Raw genomic sequence first — 17896 nt, forward strand, 5'->3', positions numbered from 1 at the left:
TGATGCACCTCGCCTATCCAGCCGTACTCTCCGCCCTCCTCTTCTGCACCGGCCTGTACGGCGTCCTCGCCCGCCGCAACGCGATCCTGGTCCTGATGTCGGTCGAGCTGATGCTCAACGCCGTCAACCTCAACCTCGTCGCCTTCGACGTCTGGCTCAGCCGGACCGCCGAGGAGACCCTGCACTCCGGCCAGGCCCTGACCCTGTTCACCATCGCCATCGCCGCCGCCGAGATCGGCATCGGCCTGGCGATCGTCCTCGCCGTCTACCGCAACCGCGGCACCTCGGACATCGACAGGCTCCGCGACACCGCCGAGGGCCACGAGTCCGACGGCCCCGACTCCGACGACTCCGAAGGCGACGCCCCCGCGGCCGAGAAGGCAGAGGCCACCGCGTGACCACCACCACCCTCGCCGTCCTCGTCCCCCTCCTTCCGTTCCTGGGCGCGGCCACCGGCCTGCTCCTGGGGCGCACGGCCCCCGGGTTCGTCCGCCCGCTCGCGGTGATGCCGACGCTCGCCTCTCTCGTACTGGCCGCGATCGTCGCCGTACGCCAGGGTGGGGACGAGGCGGTGAACGCCGCCACCGAGCTGACGCCCACCGGCTCGGTCCCGATCGAACTCGCCCTGCACATCGACGGCTTCGCCGCCCTCGTCGCCGTGCTCGTCGGGCTCGTCGCGAGTTGCGTGCAGATCTACTCGACCGGCTATCTGCGCGACGACCCGCGCTACCCGTCGTACGCGGCTCTGGTCTCCCTCTTCACCTCCGCGATGCTCCTCGTCGTCTACTCCGGCGACCTGATGGTGCTGCTGGTGGGCTGGGAGGTCATGGGCATCTGCTCGTACTTCCTGGTCGGCCACTACTGGGAGACCCCGGAGGCCCGCGCCGCCTCCATCAAGGCCTTCCTGGTCACCAAGCTCGGTGACGTCCCCTTCCTCATCGGCCTGTTCGCGCTGGCCACCGACGCCGGGTCGTTCCGCATCACGAAGGTGCTCGACGCCGTCGCGAGCGGAGGACTGGACCACCCCACCCTGATCGCCCTGCTGCTCCTCGCGGGCGTGGCCGGAAAGTCGGCGCAGTTCCCGCTGCACACCTGGCTCCCGGACGCGATGGCGGGCCCCACGCCCGTCTCCGCGCTGATCCACGCCGCGACGATGGTGGCCGCCGGTGTCTACTTCGTCGCACGTCTCCTCCCCGTCTTCGAGGCCTCGCAGGCCGCGATGGTCGTCCTCGCCGTCATGGCAGCCGTGACGATGACGGGCTCGGCGCTCGCCGCGCTCGCCCAGGACGACATCAAGCGCGTTCTCGCCTACTCGACCATCGGCCAGCTCGGCTACATGACCGGCGCCCTCGCCGTCGGCGACCGCGGTGCCGCCGTCTTCCACCTCCTGTCGCACGGCGTCTTCAAGGCGCTGCTGTTCCTCGCGGCGGGCGTGATCATCCATGCCGCCGGCACCAACTCACTGGCCGCCATGTCCCGCATGGGCCACCTGCGCGACCGCGTACCCGACGCCTACTGGACGATGACCGTGGCACTCCTCGCGCTCGCCGCGATCCCGCCGTTCAGCGGCTTCTTCTCCAAGGAGTCCGTCCTCGGCGCCGCCGAGCACGCCGCCACCGGCCACACCGAGCTCGCCCCCGGCGCTGCGGGCTGGGTCGTCCTCGTCGCCGGCCTGCTCACGGCCCTCCTCACCGCGGCCTATGCGACGCGCCTGTGGCTGCTGGCCTTCCGCGGCCAGGGCGTCGAGGCCCCCGACCACGGCCGCCAGCCCCTCACCATGAACGTGGTCCTGTGGGTGCTCGCCGTCCCGTCCCTCGCCGTCGGCGGATTCGCCTACCGCGTGCTCCCCGACTGGTTCGACGGCCGCGACCTGACCCCGACCCTCACCACGTCCGTCGTCGGCACGGGAGTCGCCCTGGTCGGCGGCATCGTCACCTACGCCGCCTGGCGGCACACCACCGCCCTCGCGGCCCGCGTGCCGCTGGGCGCGGTCGCCGCCCACCCGGAGGGCGACGCCGCCCTCGTCGAAGCCGAGGCCATCGCCAGTCACGAGCCGGCGTACGGGGACATCGCCTACGCGCCCGACCCCGCCGATCCCGGCCGGCTCCTGCTCGGCCCGCTGCACCGGCACGCGGCCGTCGGCTTCCACCTCGACGCCGTCTACTCGGCCCTCTTCGTCCGCCCGGTCCAGGCCGGCGCCACCCTCGTCCGGTTCCTCGACCGCGCGGTCGTCGAGACCTACGTACGCGGCGCCGGGGCCACGCCCCGGGCGCTGGGCTGGGCCGTACGGCGGGCACAGACCGGCAATGTGCAGACCTATGTGAGCGCGCTGCTCGCCGGCACCGTCGTCCTGGCGGTCGCCGCTGTCCTCGTCGCCACGGGAGCGTGAGCAGGCGTGATCGATATCAACGAGTCCGTGATGCAGTTCCTTCTGGCGTTCGTCGTCGTCGGCCCACTCCTCGGTGCCGTCGCCGCCCTGCTGCCCGCACCGCCCGGGCTGAAGGGGAAGTCGCCCGAGCAGGCCGTGCTCCGGCACGGTGTGACGGTGACCGGCGCGATTCTCGTCGCCGCGATCGTCCTCGCGCTCGGCTTCGACCACGACCATCCGTCGAAGATGCAGGCCACGACCGACATCAGCTGGATCCCCGCACTCGACGTGCGCATCCACCTCGGCATCGACGGCATCTCCCTCCCCCTTCTGGTCCTGACCGCGCTGCTGACCTTCCTCTGCGCGCTCTACTCGTACTTCAAGATGCCTGCGGGTCCCACCCCGAAGGCTTTCGTCGCACTGCTGCTCGTCCTCGAGTCCGGCACCCTCGCGACCTTCGCCGTTCTCGATCTGCTGCTGTTCTTCCTGGCGTTCGAGATGGTGCTCATCCCGATGTACTTCCTCATCGCCCGCTGGGGTGGCGAGGGCAGGACGGCGGCCGCCTGGCGTTTCATCCTGTACACGCTGCTCGGTTCGGTCGTCATGCTGCTGGGCCTGCTCCTGATCGGAATCAAGGCGGGCACGTTCGACATGGTGGCACTCGCCACTGACAACGGCCGGTCGCTGACCACATCCGTGCAGGTCATCGCCGTATTGGCGATCGGGCTCGGACTCGCGGTCAAGACCCCGATGTGGCCGCTGCACAGCTGGCTGCCCGACGCCCACACCGCCGCGCCGACCGTCGGCTCGGTCCTGCTGGCCGGCGTCCTGCTGAAGATGGGCACGTACGGGTTCGTCCGGATCCTGCTGCCGATCGCGCCCGACGGATTCGCCGACTTCGCGCCCTACCTCGCCGCCTTCGCCGTCGTCGGGATCATCTACGGATCCCTCGCCTGCCTGGCCCTCGCCAAGCAGGGCGCGAAGGGCGACCTCAAGCGCCTCATCGCCTACTCCTCCGTCGGCCACATGGGCTTCGTCCTCCTCGGCATCGCCACCATGACCCCGACCGGCGTGAACGGCGCCCTGTTCGCCAACATCGCCCACGGCCTCATCACCGGCCTGCTCTTCTTCCTGGTCGGCGCCCTGAAGGACCGCACGGGCACCACCGACCTCGACACCCTTGCCGAACAGACCGGCGCCGCGCTCTACGGCAAGGCCCCGCGGCTCGGCGGCCTGCTCGCGTTCGCCGCGGTCGCCTCCCTCGGCCTGCCCGGCCTCGCCGGGTTCTGGGGCGAGATGCTGGCCCTGTTCGGCGCGTTCGACCCCGCCGACGACCTCAGCCGCCCCGCCTTCCTCACCTTCATGGCGATCGCGGCCTTCGGCACCCTCCTCACGGCCGCCTACCTCCTCGCCGTGGTCCGTCGCGTCTGCATGGGCGCCGTACCGCAGGACGCGCCGAAGCTCGCCGACGTCCACGCGTACGAGTTCGCGGCCTGGACGCCGCTCGTCGCCCTCACCGTCGTAGCCGGCCTGTGGCCGAAGGCCCTCCTGGGCCTGACCGACCCGGCCGTGCAGCAGCTCCTCGCAGGAGGCACCCGATGAGCTCCCTGGCCGCGAACCTCGTCCAGTCGGTCGACTGGCTCGCCATCGCACCGCCCACCATCGCGGCGGTCGTCGGCCTTGCCGTCCTCGTAGCGGATCTCTTCGTCGGTGACGCGAAGAAGGCACTGCTCGGCTGGCTGTCCGTCGCGGGCCTGGCCGCCTCCGCGCTCATGCTGCTGCCCCTCCTGGACGGCGACCGGGCCACCTTCTGCCTGTCCGGCGAAGCAGACGTCTGCAGCTACACCGCGGACCGCTTCACCCTCGTCCTCCAGCTCCTGGTGCTCGGCGGAGCGCTGCTCGCCGCCCTCCTGTCGGTCACGGCCCTCAGGGACGCCGACAAGGGACTCCCCGAAGGGGAGTACTGGTTCCTGCTGCTCTCCTCCGCCGCCGGTGCCGCCCTCCTGCCCGCCTGCCGCGACCTGGCCACCCTGATCGTCGCCCTGGAAGTCGCCTCCTTGCCGGCGTTCGCCCTCGTAGGCCTGCGCCAAGGCGACCGCAAGTCCTCGGAAGCGGCCCTGAAGTTCTTCCTGTCCTCGGTCACCGCGACCGCGGTCAGCCTCATGGGCATCAGCTTCGTGTACGCCTCCACGGGCACCCTCTACCTCACCCAGATCGCCGACCGCGTCCAGCACGTCGACGGTCAGCTCCACACCCTCACCCAGACCGGCGTGGTCCTCACCCTCATCGGCTTCGCCTTCAAGACGGCCGCCGTGCCCTTCCACTTCTGGGTTCCGGACACCTACGTCGGGGCGCCCCTCCCGATCGCCGCCTACTTGTCGGTCGTCGGCAAGGCGGTCGGCTTCTCCGGCCTGATCCTCCTCACCGTCGTCGCCCTGCCCTCCTACGCCGACGTGTGGGGCCCGGCACTGGCCGCCCTGGCCGCCCTCACCATGACCGTCGGCAACGTCGGCGCCCTCCGACAGCAGGCCACGCGCGCGTACAGCGCCGTACGCCTCCTCGCCTGGTCCTCCGTAGGCCAGGCCGGCTACCTGCTGGTGCCGATCGCCGCGGCCGCCTACTCCGACGACGCCGAGCACTCCATCGGCTCCACCGTCGCCTACGCCCTCATGTACGCCGCCGTGAACCTCGGCGCCTTCGCGGTGGCCGCACTGGTGGGCCGTACCAAGTCCCGCAACCGCCTCAGCGACTACCGGGGCCTGTACGCCACCAACCCCCTCGCCGCGCTCCTCCTGGCGTTCTTCCTGCTGTGCCTCGCCGGACTTCCGCCGGGCATCATCGGCCTCTTCGCCAAGGTGACCGTCTTCTCGGCCGCCGTCGACGCCGGTCTCGGCTGGCTCGCGGTGGTCATGGCCGCCAACGTCGTGATCGCGCTGTACTACTACCTCCAGTGGACGGCACTGCTGTTCCGCGCGCCCGAGGGCGAAGCCGTACGCCACAGGGTCCCCGCGCCCCTCACCGCCGCACTCGCCCTCACCGGCGTCCTCGGCATCGCCCTGTCGGGGGTTCCCCAACTGGTCCTGCGCTTCGCCGACACCGGACTCTTCTGAGGGCACCCACCACCGCACGACCAGGCCGCTTCCGGACCCTCACCCGGACGGCTCACACCCCGCCCCGCACGCACAAGGGAACTAGCGGCTCTCGCCTGGCGTTGACCAGAACGGGAGGGTCCACTGGACATACACCAGAAGGACCGCAGATCAGCAAGCAAAGGGTTCCCCTGCTGCACGACTTGGAGGGCGTACCGTGCACCGCCGGCACAACGGGCTCAGGACCGCAGTACTCCTCGGGGGACTGTCCGCACTCATCATCGTCATCGGCAGCTTCTTCGGCCGTATGGGGCTCGTGATCGCGGTCCTGGTCGCCCTGGGGACCAACGCGTACGCGTACTGGAACAGCGACAAGCTGGCGCTCCGCGCGATGCGCGCCCGCCCTGTCAGCGAGTTCGAGGCCCCCGCGCTGTACCGCATGGTCCGGGAGCTCTCCACGCAGGCCCGCCAGCCCATGCCGCGCCTGTACATCTCTCCGACGGAGGCACCGAACGCGTTCGCGACGGGCCGTAACCCACGCAATGCCGCGGTCTGCTGCACCGAAGGGATCATGCGCATCCTCGACGAGCGCGAACTGCGCGGCGTCATCGGCCACGAGCTCAGTCACGTCTACAACCGCGACATCCTGATCTCGTCGGTCGCCGGAGCCCTCGCCTCCGTCATCATGTTCCTCGTCAACTTCGCCTGGCTGATCCCGGTCGGCCGCTCCAACGACGACGACGGCCCCGGCATCTTCGGCATGCTGCTCATCATGATCCTGGGCCCGCTCGCCGCGAGCCTGATCCAACTGGCCATCAGCCGCTCCCGCGAATACGAGGCCGACGCCTCCGGCGCCCAACTCACCGGGGACCCCCTCGCCCTGGCCAGCGCGCTGCGCAAGCTCGAGATCGGCACCAAGCAGCTGCCGCTGCCCCCGGAGCCCCGCATCGAGACCGCGAGCCACATGATGATCGCGAACCCCTTCCGCCCGGGCCAGGGATTCTCGAAGATGTTCTCCACGCACCCGCCGATGGCGGAACGCATTGCCCGCCTCGAGAAGATGGCAGGTCGCCACCAGTGAAGACAATCCTGAACGTCATCTGGCTCGTCCTCAGCGGCTTCTGGCTGTTCCTCGGCTATCTCGCCGCCGGCGTGCTGCTGTGCATCACGATCATCGGCATCCCCTTCGGTATCGCCGCCTTCCGCATCGGCATCTACGCCCTGTGGCCCTTCGGGTACACGACGGTCGAGCGCCGCGACGCGGGCGCCCCGTCCTGCGTCGGCAACGTGCTGTGGCTGATCCTTGCGGGCTGGTGGCTGGCCCTCGGCCACATCGTCACCGGTCTCCTGCTGTGCGTCACGATCATCGGCATCCCGTTCGGCATCGCCAACTTCAAGCTCATCCCGGTTTCGCTGTTCCCGCTGGGCCGCGAAATCGTCTCGACCGACAGGCCGTTCGCGTCGTCGGGCTGGTAGGACTCGGTAGAGCTCCCGGCCACCGCGCCGGTTGCTCACGGTCCGGCGGTTGTCCACAGCGGGACGGTTATCCACAGCTCGCCCCGATTGTCAGTGCCCGCCTGCACCATGAACACATGACCGCGCACGAGCAGACGCGGGCACAGGGGGCAGCCAGGATGTGCAATGCCCGTCTGCAGGCCCGCACTTCACGAGGGACTGAGGGGACCACGGCCGCCAGAGCCACGGCCGTATCAGCCCAGCCAGGGCGCTGAACGCCGATCCGGGCCACGCCCTTCGTGCGGGAGCATCGGCGGGCCCTGCGACCGCCCTGCTACCGCGACGCCCCGCCCACCCGTCGCCGCACGCCGTACGCCACCACACCCACGACCAGAACACCCGCGCCCACAACCACCGACACCCCCGGCAGGGCGAACGCCAGCACCACGCACCCGAGAAGCCCCACCGCCGGTACCGCCCGTGCCGCCGGAGCCGGATCGAGCGTCCAGGCCGAGGCGTTGGCCACCGCGTAGTACGCCAGCACCCCGAAGGAGGAGAACCCGATAGCGCCCCGCACGTCCACCGTGGCGGCCAGCACCGCGACCACCGCACCCACGGCCAGTTCGGCCCGGTGGGGCACCTGGAAACGTGGGTGCACAGTCGCCAGGGCGCCGGGCAGATGCCGGTCACGTGCCATGGCCAGCGTCGTCCGTGAGACACCCAGGATCAGAGCGAGCAGCGAGCCCAACGCGGCCACGGCAGCACCGACCCGCACCACCGGCACCAGCCCCGGCACCCCGGCCGCCCGCACGGCGTCGGTCAGCGGCGCACCGGCCTGCCCCAGACCCTCGGCCCCCAGCACGGAAAGGACAGCCACCGCCACACACGCGTACACGGCCAGCGCGATCCCCAGAGCCAGCGGGATCGCGCGGGGGATGGTGCGCGCCGGATCCCGCACCTCCTCCCCGAGGGTCGCGATGCGCGCGTACCCCGCGAACGCGAAGAACAGCAGACCGGCGGCCTCCAGCACGCCGCCCGCACCGCCCGAGGCCCCGCTGCTCAGCCGCCCGGCATCGGAAGCCCCCGACCCCAGGCACACGACCACGACGGAAGCGAGGACAGCGAGCACGACCGCCACGATCACCCGCGTGAGCAGAGCGGACTTCTGGACACCGCCGTAGTTCACCGCGGTCAGCGCCACGACCGCCGCCACCGCCACGGCGTGCGCATGCCCCGGCCAGACGTACGCGCCCACGGTGAGTGCCATCGCCGCACAGGAGGCCGTCTTCCCGACCACGAACGACCAGCCCGCGAGATAACCCCAGAAAGGCCCGAGCCGCTCCCTGCCGTACACGTACGTGCCGCCGGAAGCCGGATACAGCGCGGCCAGTCGGGCCGACGAGGTGGCGTTGCAGTAGGCGACCACCGCGGCGACCGCCAGCCCGATCAGCAGCCCGGAGCCGGCCGCGCGCGCCGCGGGGCCGAGCGCGGCGAAGATGCCGGCCCCGACCATCGAGCCCAACCCGATGACGACGGCGTCACCCACGCCGAGGGTGCGTCGCAGTTCCGAATCCGAGCTGGAACGGGGTGGGGAAGGTGCCATGCGCCGCACCCTACTGAGCAGTGCAACCAACCGGTGCACCCGTGACGTCCTCTTCATCAACACGGCACGAACTCGCGCTGCCGCCGAGGTGGGGACGCACTCGCGCATCCGCCCAGGCGCACAGTCCGACCGGACGTAGATCACAGGGCCGGAACAGTGCAGGCACAGTGCGGAAGGGCAGGTTCAGGGCATGAGCATCATCGGTTGGATCATCCTGGGGCTTCTGGCCGGAGCCATCGCCAAGTTCCTGCTGCCGGGCCGCGACCCGGGCGGCTTCATCGGCACGACCCTCATCGGCATCGCGGGCGCGTTCATCGGCGGCTGGATCTCGGCCCGTTGGCTGGACCACCCGATCACGAAGGACTTCTACGACGGCACCACCTGGGCAGCGGCGATCGGAGGCTCTCTCGTGCTCCTGATCGGCTACCGCATCCTGTTCGGCAACTCGCGCGACTGATCCACCCCGGACCGCGGCCAGCAGGCGAGAAGGGTGGGCGCCGGCCAGGTGCCCACCCTTCCTCGTACGACACGGCACGAGCCGTGAACCGGCCGTGGACTACCGGTAGTTCACGAACTGCAGGGCGAAGTCGAAGTCCTTGCCCTTGAGCAGGCTGATGACGGCCTGAAGGTCGTCGCGGCTCTTGGAGCTGACGCGCAGCTCGTCACCCTGCACCTGGGCCTTCACGCCCTTCGGGCCCTCGTCGCGGATGATCTTCGCCACCTTCTTCGCGTTCTCCTGGGAGATGCCCTCCTCGATCGACGCGAAGATCTTGTACTCCTTGCCGGACAGCTGCGGCTCGCCGGCGTCCAGGGCCTTGAGCGAGATGCCGCGCTTGATCAGCTTGGACTGGAAGACGTCGAGAACGGCCTTGACCCGGTCCTCGGAGTTCGCCTCCATCAGGATCTTGTCGCCGGACCACGAGATGGAGGCGCCGACGCCCTTGAAGTCGTAGCGCTGGGAGATCTCTTTGCCGGTCTGGTTGAGGGCGTTGTCGACCTCCTGCCGCTCGACCTTCGAGACGATGTCGAAACTGGAGTCGGCCATGTCCTGTGGCTCCTTGTATCGGGGTGCGTATCGGGGTGCGTACCGGGTGCGTTTCGGCGTGCGCGGGGCTGCCGCCGAGCCGGGCACAGTCCCCGGGCCGCATCCGGACAAGCCTAGCCACCCCGCCGCCCCCGAGCGCTGATCAATCGGGTGGCGAAGCACCCCGCTCCATCGGGTATTGTTTACGTCGTTGCCACGGAGCACCGCCGAAAAGCGGTTCGAAGGGCAGCAAACCCCGGCGGTGTGCCCGAGCGGCCAAAGGGAGCAGACTGTAAATCTGCCGGCTCAGCCTTCCCAGGTTCGAATCCTGGCGCCGCCACACTGGGGAAGACCCCCTCCGAACTGCGGAAACGCAGCGCGGAGGGGGTCTCTTCGTATTCCTGGGCAACGTGAGGAAAGCGAGTGGTGATGTGCCTCACGATGTGGGGCGAACGCTCGTCCGGGGCACACTGACCCCATGTCCAGCCGTCGCAGAAACTGCCCCGAATGTCAGCGCGAGATCGCCGTGGTCGCCGGGCGCTTCGCGCGGCACGACCCGCCCGGGGCCCGGGAGAGCGGCGAGCTCACTTCCTGCGCGGGCTCCCGCCGACAGGCCCAACTGGGAGCCGCGCAGCCCGCGTTGGACGGGTACGCCGTTCCCGAGTTCCCCGGGCAGATGCCGCTGTTCTAGCCGCGGTACGGCTCGCGCACAAACCCCGCACGCACCGCCGCCCCAGGTCCCGCCCCCGCCCTCAGTTCCCGGCCACCGACTTCACCGCCACCGACACCGGCACCGACCCAGCGACCAGTTCCAGCGTCAGGCCGGCCGTCGCCGGAGTCTCCAGCAGCTCCGCCAGCACTGCGGCCACGTCGTCGCGCGGGATCGGGCCACGGCCGGTGTGGGCCTCCAGCCGCACCAGACCGGTGCCGGCGTCGTTCGTCAGCTGGCCGGGGCGCAGGATCGTCCAGTCCAGGGCGTCCAGGCCACGGACGTAGCGGTCGGCCTCGCCCTTGGCCCGCAGATAGACGTCGAAGACGTCGTCGCCCTTGTGCTCGGGATCGGCGCCCATCGACGACACGACCACGTGACGCCGTACGCGAGCCCGGACCGCCGCGTCCGCGAACAGCACCGCGGCGCCCTTGTCCACCGTGTCCTTGCGGGCCACGCCGCTGCCCGGACCCGCGCCCGCCGCGAAGACCGCCGCGTCCGCCCCCTGCAGATGGGCCGCGACCTCCTCGACGGAGGCCGACTCCAGATCCAGCAGAACCGGTTCGGCACCGGCTTCCCGCAGGGCGTCACCCTGTTCCGCCTTGCGGATGATGCCCGCGACCTCGTGCCCACGCGCGGCGAGCAGGCGCTCCAGCCGCAACGCGATCTGACCATGACCACCAGCGATGACGATGCGCATGACTTCGACCGTACGCCCGTACGCCGACATCCGCCGTACGACCGTGTCCGGCACGCGCCGGTATCAGGCGTACGACCGCGCCGGCCGGGAGAGTTGAGCTCCGATCCGGCCATCGCGACGGCACCCGCCGCCCCGGGCCCCCGGCCCAGCCGGATCGGCCCCCGCCGCCACCAACTCACGCTCACGCCCGCCGGAGACCCCCGCGCCTCCGTGCCGGACACGTCCCCGCGCCCCTCAAGACGGCTCAACCCGCCCCTGCCGAGGCAGCCCCAACTCCACAGCAGCCGCCGAGTCGCAGAACTCCCGTACCGCGCTCGTCCGCGCCACCACCCGCCCCCGATGTACCACGATGCGGCTGTAGGCGAGCGACAGCGCCCCCGCCAGCCGTTCCCCACGCACCGCGAGCAGCTCGGCCGGGAAACCCGCCTCCACGCGCACCTCCGGCAGCCCCAGCGCGGCGCGCGCGGACATGCTGACGGCGTCGTACGCCTCCTCGGGACGCAGGCCGTGCCGCGAGGCCAGGAGGTACGCCGCCTCCAACGGGTCGCCGCGGCCCACCGGGTTGGAGACGTCCCGCAGCGCGCCGCTGCCGGCCGCCACCCGCACACCGGCGGCGCGCAGCAGCCGTACGGGAGCCGTGGCGCGCCGTTCCACGCCTCCGCAGCCGCCCTGCGGCAGGCATACGACCGTCACGCCGGCCGCGGCGAGCTGGTCGGCGGTGCGGGAGGTGATCTCGGAGGGGTGGCGGCCGAGGCTGCCGCAGGGGCTCAGGGTGACGCCGGGGCGCAGGCCGCCGGCCATGGCGGCCAGGCGGGACAGGCGGGCGGGGTCGCCGGCGTCCGTGTGGAGGTCGACCGGACAGCCGTGTTCCGAGGCCACGTCCAGGACCGCCTGCACATAGCCGGTGGGGTCCGGGTCGAGGTCCGGGCAGCCGCCGACCACCGAGGCGCCCATCTTCACCGCGTCCCGCAGCATCGCGAGCCCCTCCGCCCCGGCCACGCCGGTCAGCAGCCGTGGCATCGCCACCGCCGTCAGTTCGGTGAGCCCGCGCAGCGAACGCCGGGCCTGGAGCACGGCGGCCAGCGCGCCCAGCCCCTGGACGTCGCCCACCCGCACATGGGCCCGCAACGCGGTCGCCCCGTGGCCGAGTTGGAGCAGCGCGGCCTCGGTCGCCCGGCGCTGGACGTCCTGGGGGTCGTACGAGACCGGCCCGCCGGTGTCGGCGGAGAGGGCGGTGTCGCCGTGGGCGTGCGGCTCGGCGGGGGCCGGGAGGAGCAGATAGCCGCTCAGGTCCACGCGTGTCCCGCACGCGCGCGTGCCGCCCGCCGCCAGGCTGCCCGCCGTGCCCACCGCCTCGATGCGCCCGCCGCCGAGCCGCACGTCCACGGTCCTGCCGTCGGTCAGCTGTGCCCCGCACAGCAGCAGAGAGGTGGTGTCGGAGGCGCCGGACGAGGACGACGAGGGGTGCGGCTGCGGCTGGCTGTCGGGCATCGCGCTCCAGGGGCTCAAGGTCAAGGCTCGTGGCGGGGACGCAAGATCACGCAGAGTGAGTCGAGCCTAGGGTGGCGATCCGCTCACGGCGCGGAGGAGCGCAATAGTCGTACCGGTGTGGTCCGGGTGTGGTCCGCCGTACGGGAGGGGCCTCGGAGGCTGGTGGGGAGGGTGCCGGAGCGGGCGCGGGCGGGGCCTCGAAACGGATTTGGGTGAACCGCTGCGGACCGTGTAATGTCTTCATCGCTCGCCCCAATAGCTCAGTCGGCAGAGCGTCTCCATGGTAAGGAGAAGGTCTACGGTTCGATTCCGTATTGGGGCTCTGGTGTGTGAGGTTCCCGTCGCAAGGCGGGGACGGATCGCATCACAGCGGTGTAGCTCAGTCGGTAGAGCAAGCGGCTCATAATCGCTGTGTCACCGGTTCAAGTCCGGTCACCGCTACTGACAGTAGCCGATTGTGGGGTCGGTCCTTCGATCGGCTACTCTTCTTTGCGTTAAATCAGTCCTATCCGTTCGTCAAGGAGCACTCACGTGGCTGCCACCGACGTCCGCCCGAAGATCACGCTGGCCTGCGTGGAGTGCAAGGAGCGGAACTACATCACCAAGAAGAACCGGCGTAACAACCCGGACCGACTGGAGATGAAGAAGCACTGCCCGCGTTGCAACGCGCACACCGCGCACCGCGAAACGCGATAAATCAGGCTCGTACGCGAGGCCGCCCCCAGCAGTCAGGGGGGCGGCCTCGCGTCGTTCATGGGCCGATACCGGCCAGTACTGCGATGACCCAGCGATCAGGAGGTGCCGAGTCCATGGCGCTCGACCAGTCCTTCGTGGGGCGGACCTACCCGCCCACCGACCCCTATGAGGTGGGCCGGGAGAAGATCCGTGAGTTCGCGGAGGCCGTGGGGGACGCCAACCCGGCGTACACCGACCCGGACGCGGCCAAGGCGCTCGGTCACCCCGATGTGATCGCTCCGCCGACCTTCGTGTTCTCGATCACGTTCAGGGCCGCCGGCCAGGTCGTCGCCGACCCGCAACTGGGCCTGGACTACAGCCGTGTGGTGCACGGCGACCAGAAGTTCGCCTACAGCCGCCCGGTCCGCGCGGGCGACCGGCTGACGGTCACCTCCACCATCGAGGCGATCAAGTCCCTGGCGGGCAACGACATCCTGGACATTCGCGGCGAGGTCCACGACGAGGCCGGCGAGCACGTGGTGACCGCCTGGACCAAGCTCGTCGCGCGCGCGGCCGAGGAGGCGTGAGGAAGACGATGACGGCGAAGATCGCATACGACGACGTCGAGGTCGGCACCGAGCTGCCCGCCCAGACCTTTCCCGTGACCCGCGCCACCCTCGTCCAGTACGCGGGTGCCTCCGGGGACTTCAACCCGATCCACTGGAACGAGAAGTTCGCCAAGGAGGTCGGACTGCCGGACGTCATCGCGCACGGCATGTTCACCATGGCCGAGGCGATCCGCGTGGTGACGGACTGGGTCGGCGACCCGGGGGCCGTCGCCGAGTACGGCGTCCGCTTCACCAAGCCCGTCGTCGTCCCGAACGACGACCAGGGCGCCGTGATCGAGGTCAGCGGCAAGGTAGCGGCCAAGCTCGACGACAACACGGTCCGCGTGGACCTGACGGCGACCAGCGCCGGACAGAAGGTGCTGGGGATGTCCCGGGCGGTCGTACGACTGGCCTGACGGGCAGCATGCGTGGGTAAGGGGCGCCCTCCATGGTGGGGCGCCCCTTACTGGTGTGAGGCCCCCTACCGGCCCGAACGGCCGGTGCGGTGAAGTCGTTCCGAGGGACCCGTGACTGTCCGAGGGAGCCGAGCCGTGACTGTCCGAGAGGACCCAGGACTGAGTTACGGGGAAGCCCTTGACTTAGTTAGTGATTGAGTACTAACTTTCTCTTCATGGCCAGGATGAGCGCAGAGGAGAGGCGCGAGAGCGTGATCCGCGCGGCGACGATCGAGTTCGCCCGCGGCGGTTACCACGGCACTTCGACCGAGGCGATCGCCAAGCGGGTCGGGGTCTCGCAGCCGTATCTCTTCCGGCTCTTCTCCGGCAAGAAGGCGATCTTCCTGGCGGCGTCGGAGCGGTGTGTGGAGGAAACCATCCGCACCTTCGAGGAGGCCTCCAAGGGGCTCCAGGGCGAAGAGGCCCTGCTGGCCATGGCGAACGCGTACACCAGGGTCATCTCGGAGCATCCGGAGCGGCTGCTGATGCAGATGCAGATGTACGTCGCCGTGGGCGCCGCCGAGGGAGAGGGCGACCACGAGTTCGGGGCGGCGGTACGGGAGGGGTGGATGCGGCTGTGGGACACGGTCCATCTGCCGCTCGGTGCCGACGTCGGTCAGACGACGGACTTCCTGGCGCACGGGATGCTCATCAACTGCCTGGTCGCGATGGGCTTTCCGCCCGGGCACCGGGTGTGGGAGGGGATGTACCCGTCCGCGGGGGACACGGGTCTGCTGGAGAAGTGAGTCACAAGGCGTCAGCGGCGCCTTTTCATGAGCGCGAAAGTTAGTAATCCATAACTACCTAGGCAGCTCTTGGGGGAGCAATGTCACAGCCAGTCGCAGACAAGACGTCACGCGGGGGAATGATCTGGGCCCTCGTCATCACCAGCGTCGCCGGGTTCATGGCGGCCCTCGACAACCTCGTCGTCACCACCGCCCTGCCCTCCATCCGCGAGGACCTCGGGGGCGGACTGCACGACCTGGAATGGACGGTGAGCGCCTACACCCTCACCTTCGCCGTCCTGCTCATGTTCGGCGCGGCTCTCGGGGACCGCTTCGGCCGCCGACGGCTCTTCCTCACCGGCGTGATGATCTTCACCCTCGCCTCCGCGGGAGCGGCCCTCGCACCCGGCATCGACAGCCTCATCGCCGCCCGCGCGGTCCAGGGCGTGGGGGCGGCGATCATGATGCCGCTGACGCTCACCCTGCTCACCGCCGCCGTGCCGGCCGCGAAGCGCGGGATGGCGTACGGCATCTGGGGCGCGGTCAACGGACTCGCCGTGGCCTCCGGACCGCTGATCGGCGGGAGCCTGACCGAGCACATTTCCTGGCAGTGGATCTTCTGGCTGAACGTTCCGCTGGGCGTCGCCCTGCTGCCGCTGGCCCGACTGCGCCTCGCCGAGTCGTACGGCACCGGCGCCCCGCTCGACATCCCCGGCACGCTGCTCGCCAGCGGCGGCCTCTTCGGGATCGTCTACGGCCTGGTCCGCGGCCCGGCGGACGGCTGGACGGACGGCCTGGTCCTCACGGCCCTGTTCGCGGGCGCCGCCCTCCTGGCCGGCTTCGTGATCTACAGCACCCGCGCCAAGAACCCCATGCTGCCGATGCGGCTGTTCCGCTCGCGGGCCTTCTCCGGCATCAACGCGGCCAGTCTGCTGATGTTCCTGGGCATGTTCGGGTCGATCTTCCTGCTCAGCCAGTACATGCAGGGAGTGCTCGGGTACTCGCCGACCGAGGCGGGGCTGCGGATGCTGCCGTGGACGGGCATGCCGATGCTCGTCGCGCCGATCGCCGGCATCCTCTCCGACCGGATCGGCGGCCGCCCCGTGGTCGCCACCGGCCTCTTCTTCCAGGCGGCGGGGCTCGCGTACCTGGCGTCGGTCATCACCGTCGACGCGTCGTACGGCGTCCAGCTGCCCGGCCTGATCATCAGCGGCATCGGCATGGGGCTGTTCTTCGCACCCGCCTCCAACCTGGTCATGTCCAGCGTGCGGCGTTCGGAGCAGGGGATCGCTTCCGGGGCGAACAACGCGCTGCGTGAGGTGGGCGGCGCGCTCGGAATCGCGATCATGGGGTCGATCTTCTCGGCGCAGGGCGGCTACGAGACCGGCCAGACGTTCGTCGAGGGGCTGCGGCCCGCGCTGGTGACCGGGGCGGGGGTTGTGGCGCTGGCGGGTGTCGCGGCGCTGATGATTCCCCGGGCGCGTGCCGGACGGGACGTAACCCTGGACGACACGACGTCCGTACGCGAAACGGTCGCGGCCTGACCGTGCGAACGGCTCCGTCCCTCTGGTGGGGGCGGGGCCGTCGGAGGCATGAGGGGGACGGCAGTCGGTCGGCTGCGGGTGCGTTGTGGCTGGTCGCGCAGTTCCCCGCGCCCCTGAGGGCGTTGCAGTCCCCGGCGTGACAGGAGGCGCGCACCCCCGCGGCGCGGCACCCGCGTATGGCGGTGAGGGGACGTGTCGGGGGGTGTCCGCCCGCAGCGGTTGGCGCGTCAACACGGGCGCCCTTTCTAGGAGACCCGTTCCGCGCCGTTCCGAGGACGGACACCCCCCGGCGCGGCCCCGACCCACAACGCGCCGAACCGCGCTCAGCCCAGCGGCAGCGCCCACGTACCCTTGACCCGTGCAGGAACGACACGACGCCCCCCTCGCCCCGCTCACCACCTTCCGTCTCGGCGGCCCCGCCACCCGGCTGGTCACCGCCACCACCGACGCCGAGGTGATCGACGCCGTGCGCGAGGCGGACGACTCGGGTACGCCCCTCCTGCTCATCGGCGGCGGATCGAACCTCGTCATCGGCGACAAGGGGTTCGACGGCACCGCCCTCCTGATCGCCACCAAGGGCATCGAGCTCGACGGCACCCGCCTGGAGCTCGCCGCCGGTGAGGTCTGGACCGACGCCGTCGCCCGCACCGTGGACGCCGGGCTCGCCGGTATCGAGTGCCTCGCCGGCATCCCCGGCTCCGCGGGGGCCACCCCCATTCAGAACGTGGGCGCCTACGGCCAGGAGGTCTCCGCCACGATCACCCACGTGATCGCCTACGACCGCGTCACCCGCGACACCGTCACCCTCACCAACGCCGACTGCGCCTTCTCGTACCGCCACAGCCGCTTCAAGGCCGACCCCGACCGGTACGTCGTCCTCCGCGTCCGCTTCGAACTCGAGGACGCCGGCGGTCTCTCCGCGCCCCTCAAGTACGCCGAGACCGCCCGCGCCCTCGGCGTCGAACCCGGCGACCGCGTCCCCCTCGCCGACGCCCGCGCGACCGTGCTGAAGCTGCGCTCCGGCAAGGGCATGGTCCTCGACCCCGACGACCACGACACCTGGTCGGCCGGCTCGTTCTTCACCAACCCGATCCTCAGCGACAGCGACTTCGCCGCCTTCCACGCGCGCGTGAAGCAGCACCTCGGCCCGGACGCCGAACCGCCCGCCTACCCCGCCGGCCCCGGCCACACCAAGACCTCCGCCGCCTGGCTGATCGACAAGGCCGGCTTCACCAAGGGCTACGGCACCGGCCCCGCCCGCATCTCCACCAAGCACACCCTCGCCCTCACCAACCGCGGCGAGGCGACCACGGAGGACCTCCTCGCCCTCGCCCGGGAGGTGGTCGCCGGAGTCCACCGCACCTTCGGCGTGACCCTCGTCAACGAACCGGTGACGGTCGGCGTGACCCTTTAGCAGGCCCGTAGGCCCGTAGGCCCGTAGGCCCGTAGG

General features: G+C 70.6%; 18 protein-coding genes and 3 tRNA genes. 17 read left to right on the forward strand and 4 right to left on the reverse strand.

Features of this window, described 5'->3' with window-relative positions; genetic code table 11:
* Nucleotides 1-2: 2 nt before the first annotated feature.
* The 6 genes from nuoK (at nt 3) to ACFUO4_RS19590 (ending at nt 6933) form a co-directional block, all read left to right on the forward strand.
* Nucleotides 3-398 (forward strand): NADH-quinone oxidoreductase subunit NuoK, encoded by a 396-nt coding sequence (gene nuoK / locus ACFUO4_RS19565; protein ID WP_079312067.1) that lies wholly within the window; start codon nt 3-5, stop codon nt 396-398.
* The gene (locus ACFUO4_RS19570) at nt 395-2389 is read left to right on the forward strand and encodes an NADH-quinone oxidoreductase subunit L (RefSeq protein ID WP_383486305.1); all 1995 of its coding nucleotides are present in this window, start codon (nt 395-397) and stop codon (nt 2387-2389) included. Before nuoK ends, ACFUO4_RS19570 begins: the two co-directional genes overlap by 4 nt.
* Before the next feature lie 6 nt (nt 2390-2395).
* On the forward strand, nt 2396-3970 hold the full coding sequence (locus ACFUO4_RS19575) for an NADH-quinone oxidoreductase subunit M (protein ID WP_383486308.1): 1575 nt from the start codon (nt 2396-2398) through the stop codon (nt 3968-3970).
* Entirely contained in the window at nt 3967-5478 is a 1512-nt protein-coding gene (locus tag ACFUO4_RS19580; protein ID WP_383486311.1) for an NADH-quinone oxidoreductase subunit N, read from the forward strand. Before ACFUO4_RS19575 ends, ACFUO4_RS19580 begins: the two co-directional genes overlap by 4 nt.
* Nucleotides 5479-5674: 196 nt before the next feature.
* Entirely contained in the window at nt 5675-6538 is an 864-nt protein-coding gene (gene htpX / locus ACFUO4_RS19585; RefSeq protein ID WP_079312073.1) for a zinc metalloprotease HtpX, read from the forward strand.
* Complete coding sequence (locus tag ACFUO4_RS19590; protein ID WP_079312074.1) at nt 6535-6933, forward strand: YccF domain-containing protein; 399 nt, start codon at nt 6535-6537, stop codon at nt 6931-6933. The genes htpX and ACFUO4_RS19590 overlap by 4 nt, the downstream gene beginning before the upstream one ends.
* Nucleotides 6934-7246: 313 nt before the next feature.
* Here ACFUO4_RS19590 and ACFUO4_RS19595 read toward each other — a convergent pair whose 3' ends face one another.
* Nucleotides 7247-8515 (reverse strand): APC family permease, encoded by a 1269-nt coding sequence (locus ACFUO4_RS19595; protein ID WP_383486316.1) that lies wholly within the window; start codon nt 8513-8515, stop codon nt 7247-7249.
* A gap of 190 nt (nt 8516-8705) precedes the next feature.
* Between ACFUO4_RS19595 and ACFUO4_RS19600 the strand changes: the two genes are divergently transcribed.
* Entirely contained in the window at nt 8706-8972 is a 267-nt protein-coding gene (locus ACFUO4_RS19600; RefSeq protein WP_079312078.1) for a GlsB/YeaQ/YmgE family stress response membrane protein, read from the forward strand.
* Nucleotides 8973-9071: 99 nt separating this feature from the next.
* On the opposite strand, the gene ACFUO4_RS19605 is transcribed toward ACFUO4_RS19600, so the two are convergent.
* Nucleotides 9072-9560, reverse strand: coding sequence for a YajQ family cyclic di-GMP-binding protein (locus ACFUO4_RS19605; RefSeq protein WP_079312080.1), 489 nt, complete (start codon nt 9558-9560; stop codon nt 9072-9074).
* A gap of 237 nt (nt 9561-9797) precedes the next feature.
* Here ACFUO4_RS19605 and ACFUO4_RS19610 point away from each other — a divergent pair.
* Nucleotides 9798-9879 (forward strand) — tRNA-Tyr (locus ACFUO4_RS19610).
* A gap of 138 nt (nt 9880-10017) precedes the next feature.
* Nucleotides 10018-10230: a hypothetical protein gene (locus tag ACFUO4_RS19615; RefSeq protein ID WP_079312082.1), complete on the forward strand. Its 213-nt coding sequence runs from the start codon at nt 10018-10020 to the stop codon at nt 10228-10230.
* 61 nt (nt 10231-10291) lie between these two features.
* Here the strand turns inward: ACFUO4_RS19615 and ACFUO4_RS19620 are convergent, their stop codons facing one another.
* The gene (locus tag ACFUO4_RS19620) at nt 10292-10948 is read right to left on the reverse strand and encodes an NAD(P)H-binding protein (RefSeq protein ID WP_079312091.1); all 657 of its coding nucleotides are present in this window, start codon (nt 10946-10948) and stop codon (nt 10292-10294) included.
* Nucleotides 10949-11182: 234 nt separating this feature from the next.
* Nucleotides 11183-12439: an amidohydrolase family protein gene (locus ACFUO4_RS19625; protein WP_383486321.1), complete on the reverse strand. Its 1257-nt coding sequence runs from the start codon at nt 12437-12439 to the stop codon at nt 11183-11185.
* Nucleotides 12440-12688: 249 nt separating this feature from the next.
* On the opposite strand from ACFUO4_RS19625, the gene ACFUO4_RS19630 reads away from it, so the two are divergent.
* The 8 genes from ACFUO4_RS19630 (at nt 12689) to ACFUO4_RS19665 (ending at nt 17860) form a co-directional block, all read left to right on the forward strand.
* Nucleotides 12689-12761, forward strand: a tRNA-Thr gene (locus ACFUO4_RS19630).
* 46 nt (nt 12762-12807) lie between these two features.
* Nucleotides 12808-12880: transfer RNA gene (locus tag ACFUO4_RS19635), tRNA-Met, on the forward strand.
* Nucleotides 12881-12970: 90 nt separating this feature from the next.
* Nucleotides 12971-13135, forward strand: coding sequence for a 50S ribosomal protein L33 (gene rpmG, locus ACFUO4_RS19640; RefSeq protein ID WP_003948671.1), 165 nt, complete (start codon nt 12971-12973; stop codon nt 13133-13135).
* Nucleotides 13136-13248: 113 nt separating this feature from the next.
* Complete coding sequence (locus ACFUO4_RS19645; protein WP_079312084.1) at nt 13249-13701, forward strand: MaoC family dehydratase N-terminal domain-containing protein; 453 nt, start codon at nt 13249-13251, stop codon at nt 13699-13701.
* Between the two features lie 8 nt (nt 13702-13709).
* Complete coding sequence (locus ACFUO4_RS19650) at nt 13710-14138, forward strand: MaoC family dehydratase (protein ID WP_097267757.1); 429 nt, start codon at nt 13710-13712, stop codon at nt 14136-14138.
* A 215-nt stretch (nt 14139-14353) separates the two neighbouring features.
* The gene (locus tag ACFUO4_RS19655; protein ID WP_179143574.1) at nt 14354-14923 is read left to right on the forward strand and encodes a TetR family transcriptional regulator; all 570 of its coding nucleotides are present in this window, start codon (nt 14354-14356) and stop codon (nt 14921-14923) included.
* An 80-nt stretch (nt 14924-15003) separates the two neighbouring features.
* Nucleotides 15004-16446, forward strand: a complete 1443-nt coding sequence (locus tag ACFUO4_RS19660; protein ID WP_383486325.1) for an MFS transporter — start codon at nt 15004-15006, stop codon at nt 16444-16446.
* Between the two features lie 358 nt (nt 16447-16804).
* Nucleotides 16805-17860, forward strand: a complete 1056-nt coding sequence (locus ACFUO4_RS19665; protein WP_383486327.1) for a UDP-N-acetylmuramate dehydrogenase — start codon at nt 16805-16807, stop codon at nt 17858-17860.
* Nucleotides 17861-17896: the final 36 nt, after the last annotated feature.

It is taken from the genome of Streptomyces sp. NPDC057280, from assembly GCF_042668605.1.
In the GTDB taxonomy this organism is placed as follows: domain Bacteria; phylum Actinomycetota; class Actinomycetes; order Streptomycetales; family Streptomycetaceae; genus Streptomyces.

What these genes read in the sequence shown, in the direction of transcription:
- nuoK (WP_079312067.1), top strand. Translation starts at nt 3, where the DNA reads ATGCACCTCGCCTATCCAGCCGTACTCTCCGCCCTCCTCTTCTGCACC.
- ACFUO4_RS19580 (WP_383486311.1), top strand. Translation starts at nt 3,967, where the DNA reads ATGAGCTCCCTGGCCGCGAACCTCGTCCAGTCGGTCGACTGGCTCGCC.
- ACFUO4_RS19595 (WP_383486316.1), bottom strand. Translation starts at nt 8,515, where the DNA reads ATGGCACCTTCCCCACCCCGTTCCAGCTCGGATTCGGAACTGCGACGC.
- ACFUO4_RS19600 (WP_079312078.1), top strand. Translation starts at nt 8,706, where the DNA reads ATGAGCATCATCGGTTGGATCATCCTGGGGCTTCTGGCCGGAGCCATC.
- ACFUO4_RS19605 (WP_079312080.1), bottom strand. Translation starts at nt 9,560, where the DNA reads ATGGCCGACTCCAGTTTCGACATCGTCTCGAAGGTCGAGCGGCAGGAG.
- ACFUO4_RS19615 (WP_079312082.1), top strand. Translation starts at nt 10,018, where the DNA reads ATGTCCAGCCGTCGCAGAAACTGCCCCGAATGTCAGCGCGAGATCGCC.
- ACFUO4_RS19620 (WP_079312091.1), bottom strand. Translation starts at nt 10,948, where the DNA reads ATGCGCATCGTCATCGCTGGTGGTCATGGTCAGATCGCGTTGCGGCTG.
- ACFUO4_RS19625 (WP_383486321.1), bottom strand. Translation starts at nt 12,439, where the DNA reads ATGCCCGACAGCCAGCCGCAGCCGCACCCCTCGTCGTCCTCGTCCGGC.
- ACFUO4_RS19645 (WP_079312084.1), top strand. Translation starts at nt 13,249, where the DNA reads ATGGCGCTCGACCAGTCCTTCGTGGGGCGGACCTACCCGCCCACCGAC.
- ACFUO4_RS19650 (WP_097267757.1), top strand. Translation starts at nt 13,710, where the DNA reads ATGACGGCGAAGATCGCATACGACGACGTCGAGGTCGGCACCGAGCTG.
- ACFUO4_RS19655 (WP_179143574.1), top strand. Translation starts at nt 14,354, where the DNA reads ATGGCCAGGATGAGCGCAGAGGAGAGGCGCGAGAGCGTGATCCGCGCG.
- ACFUO4_RS19660 (WP_383486325.1), top strand. Translation starts at nt 15,004, where the DNA reads ATGTCACAGCCAGTCGCAGACAAGACGTCACGCGGGGGAATGATCTGG.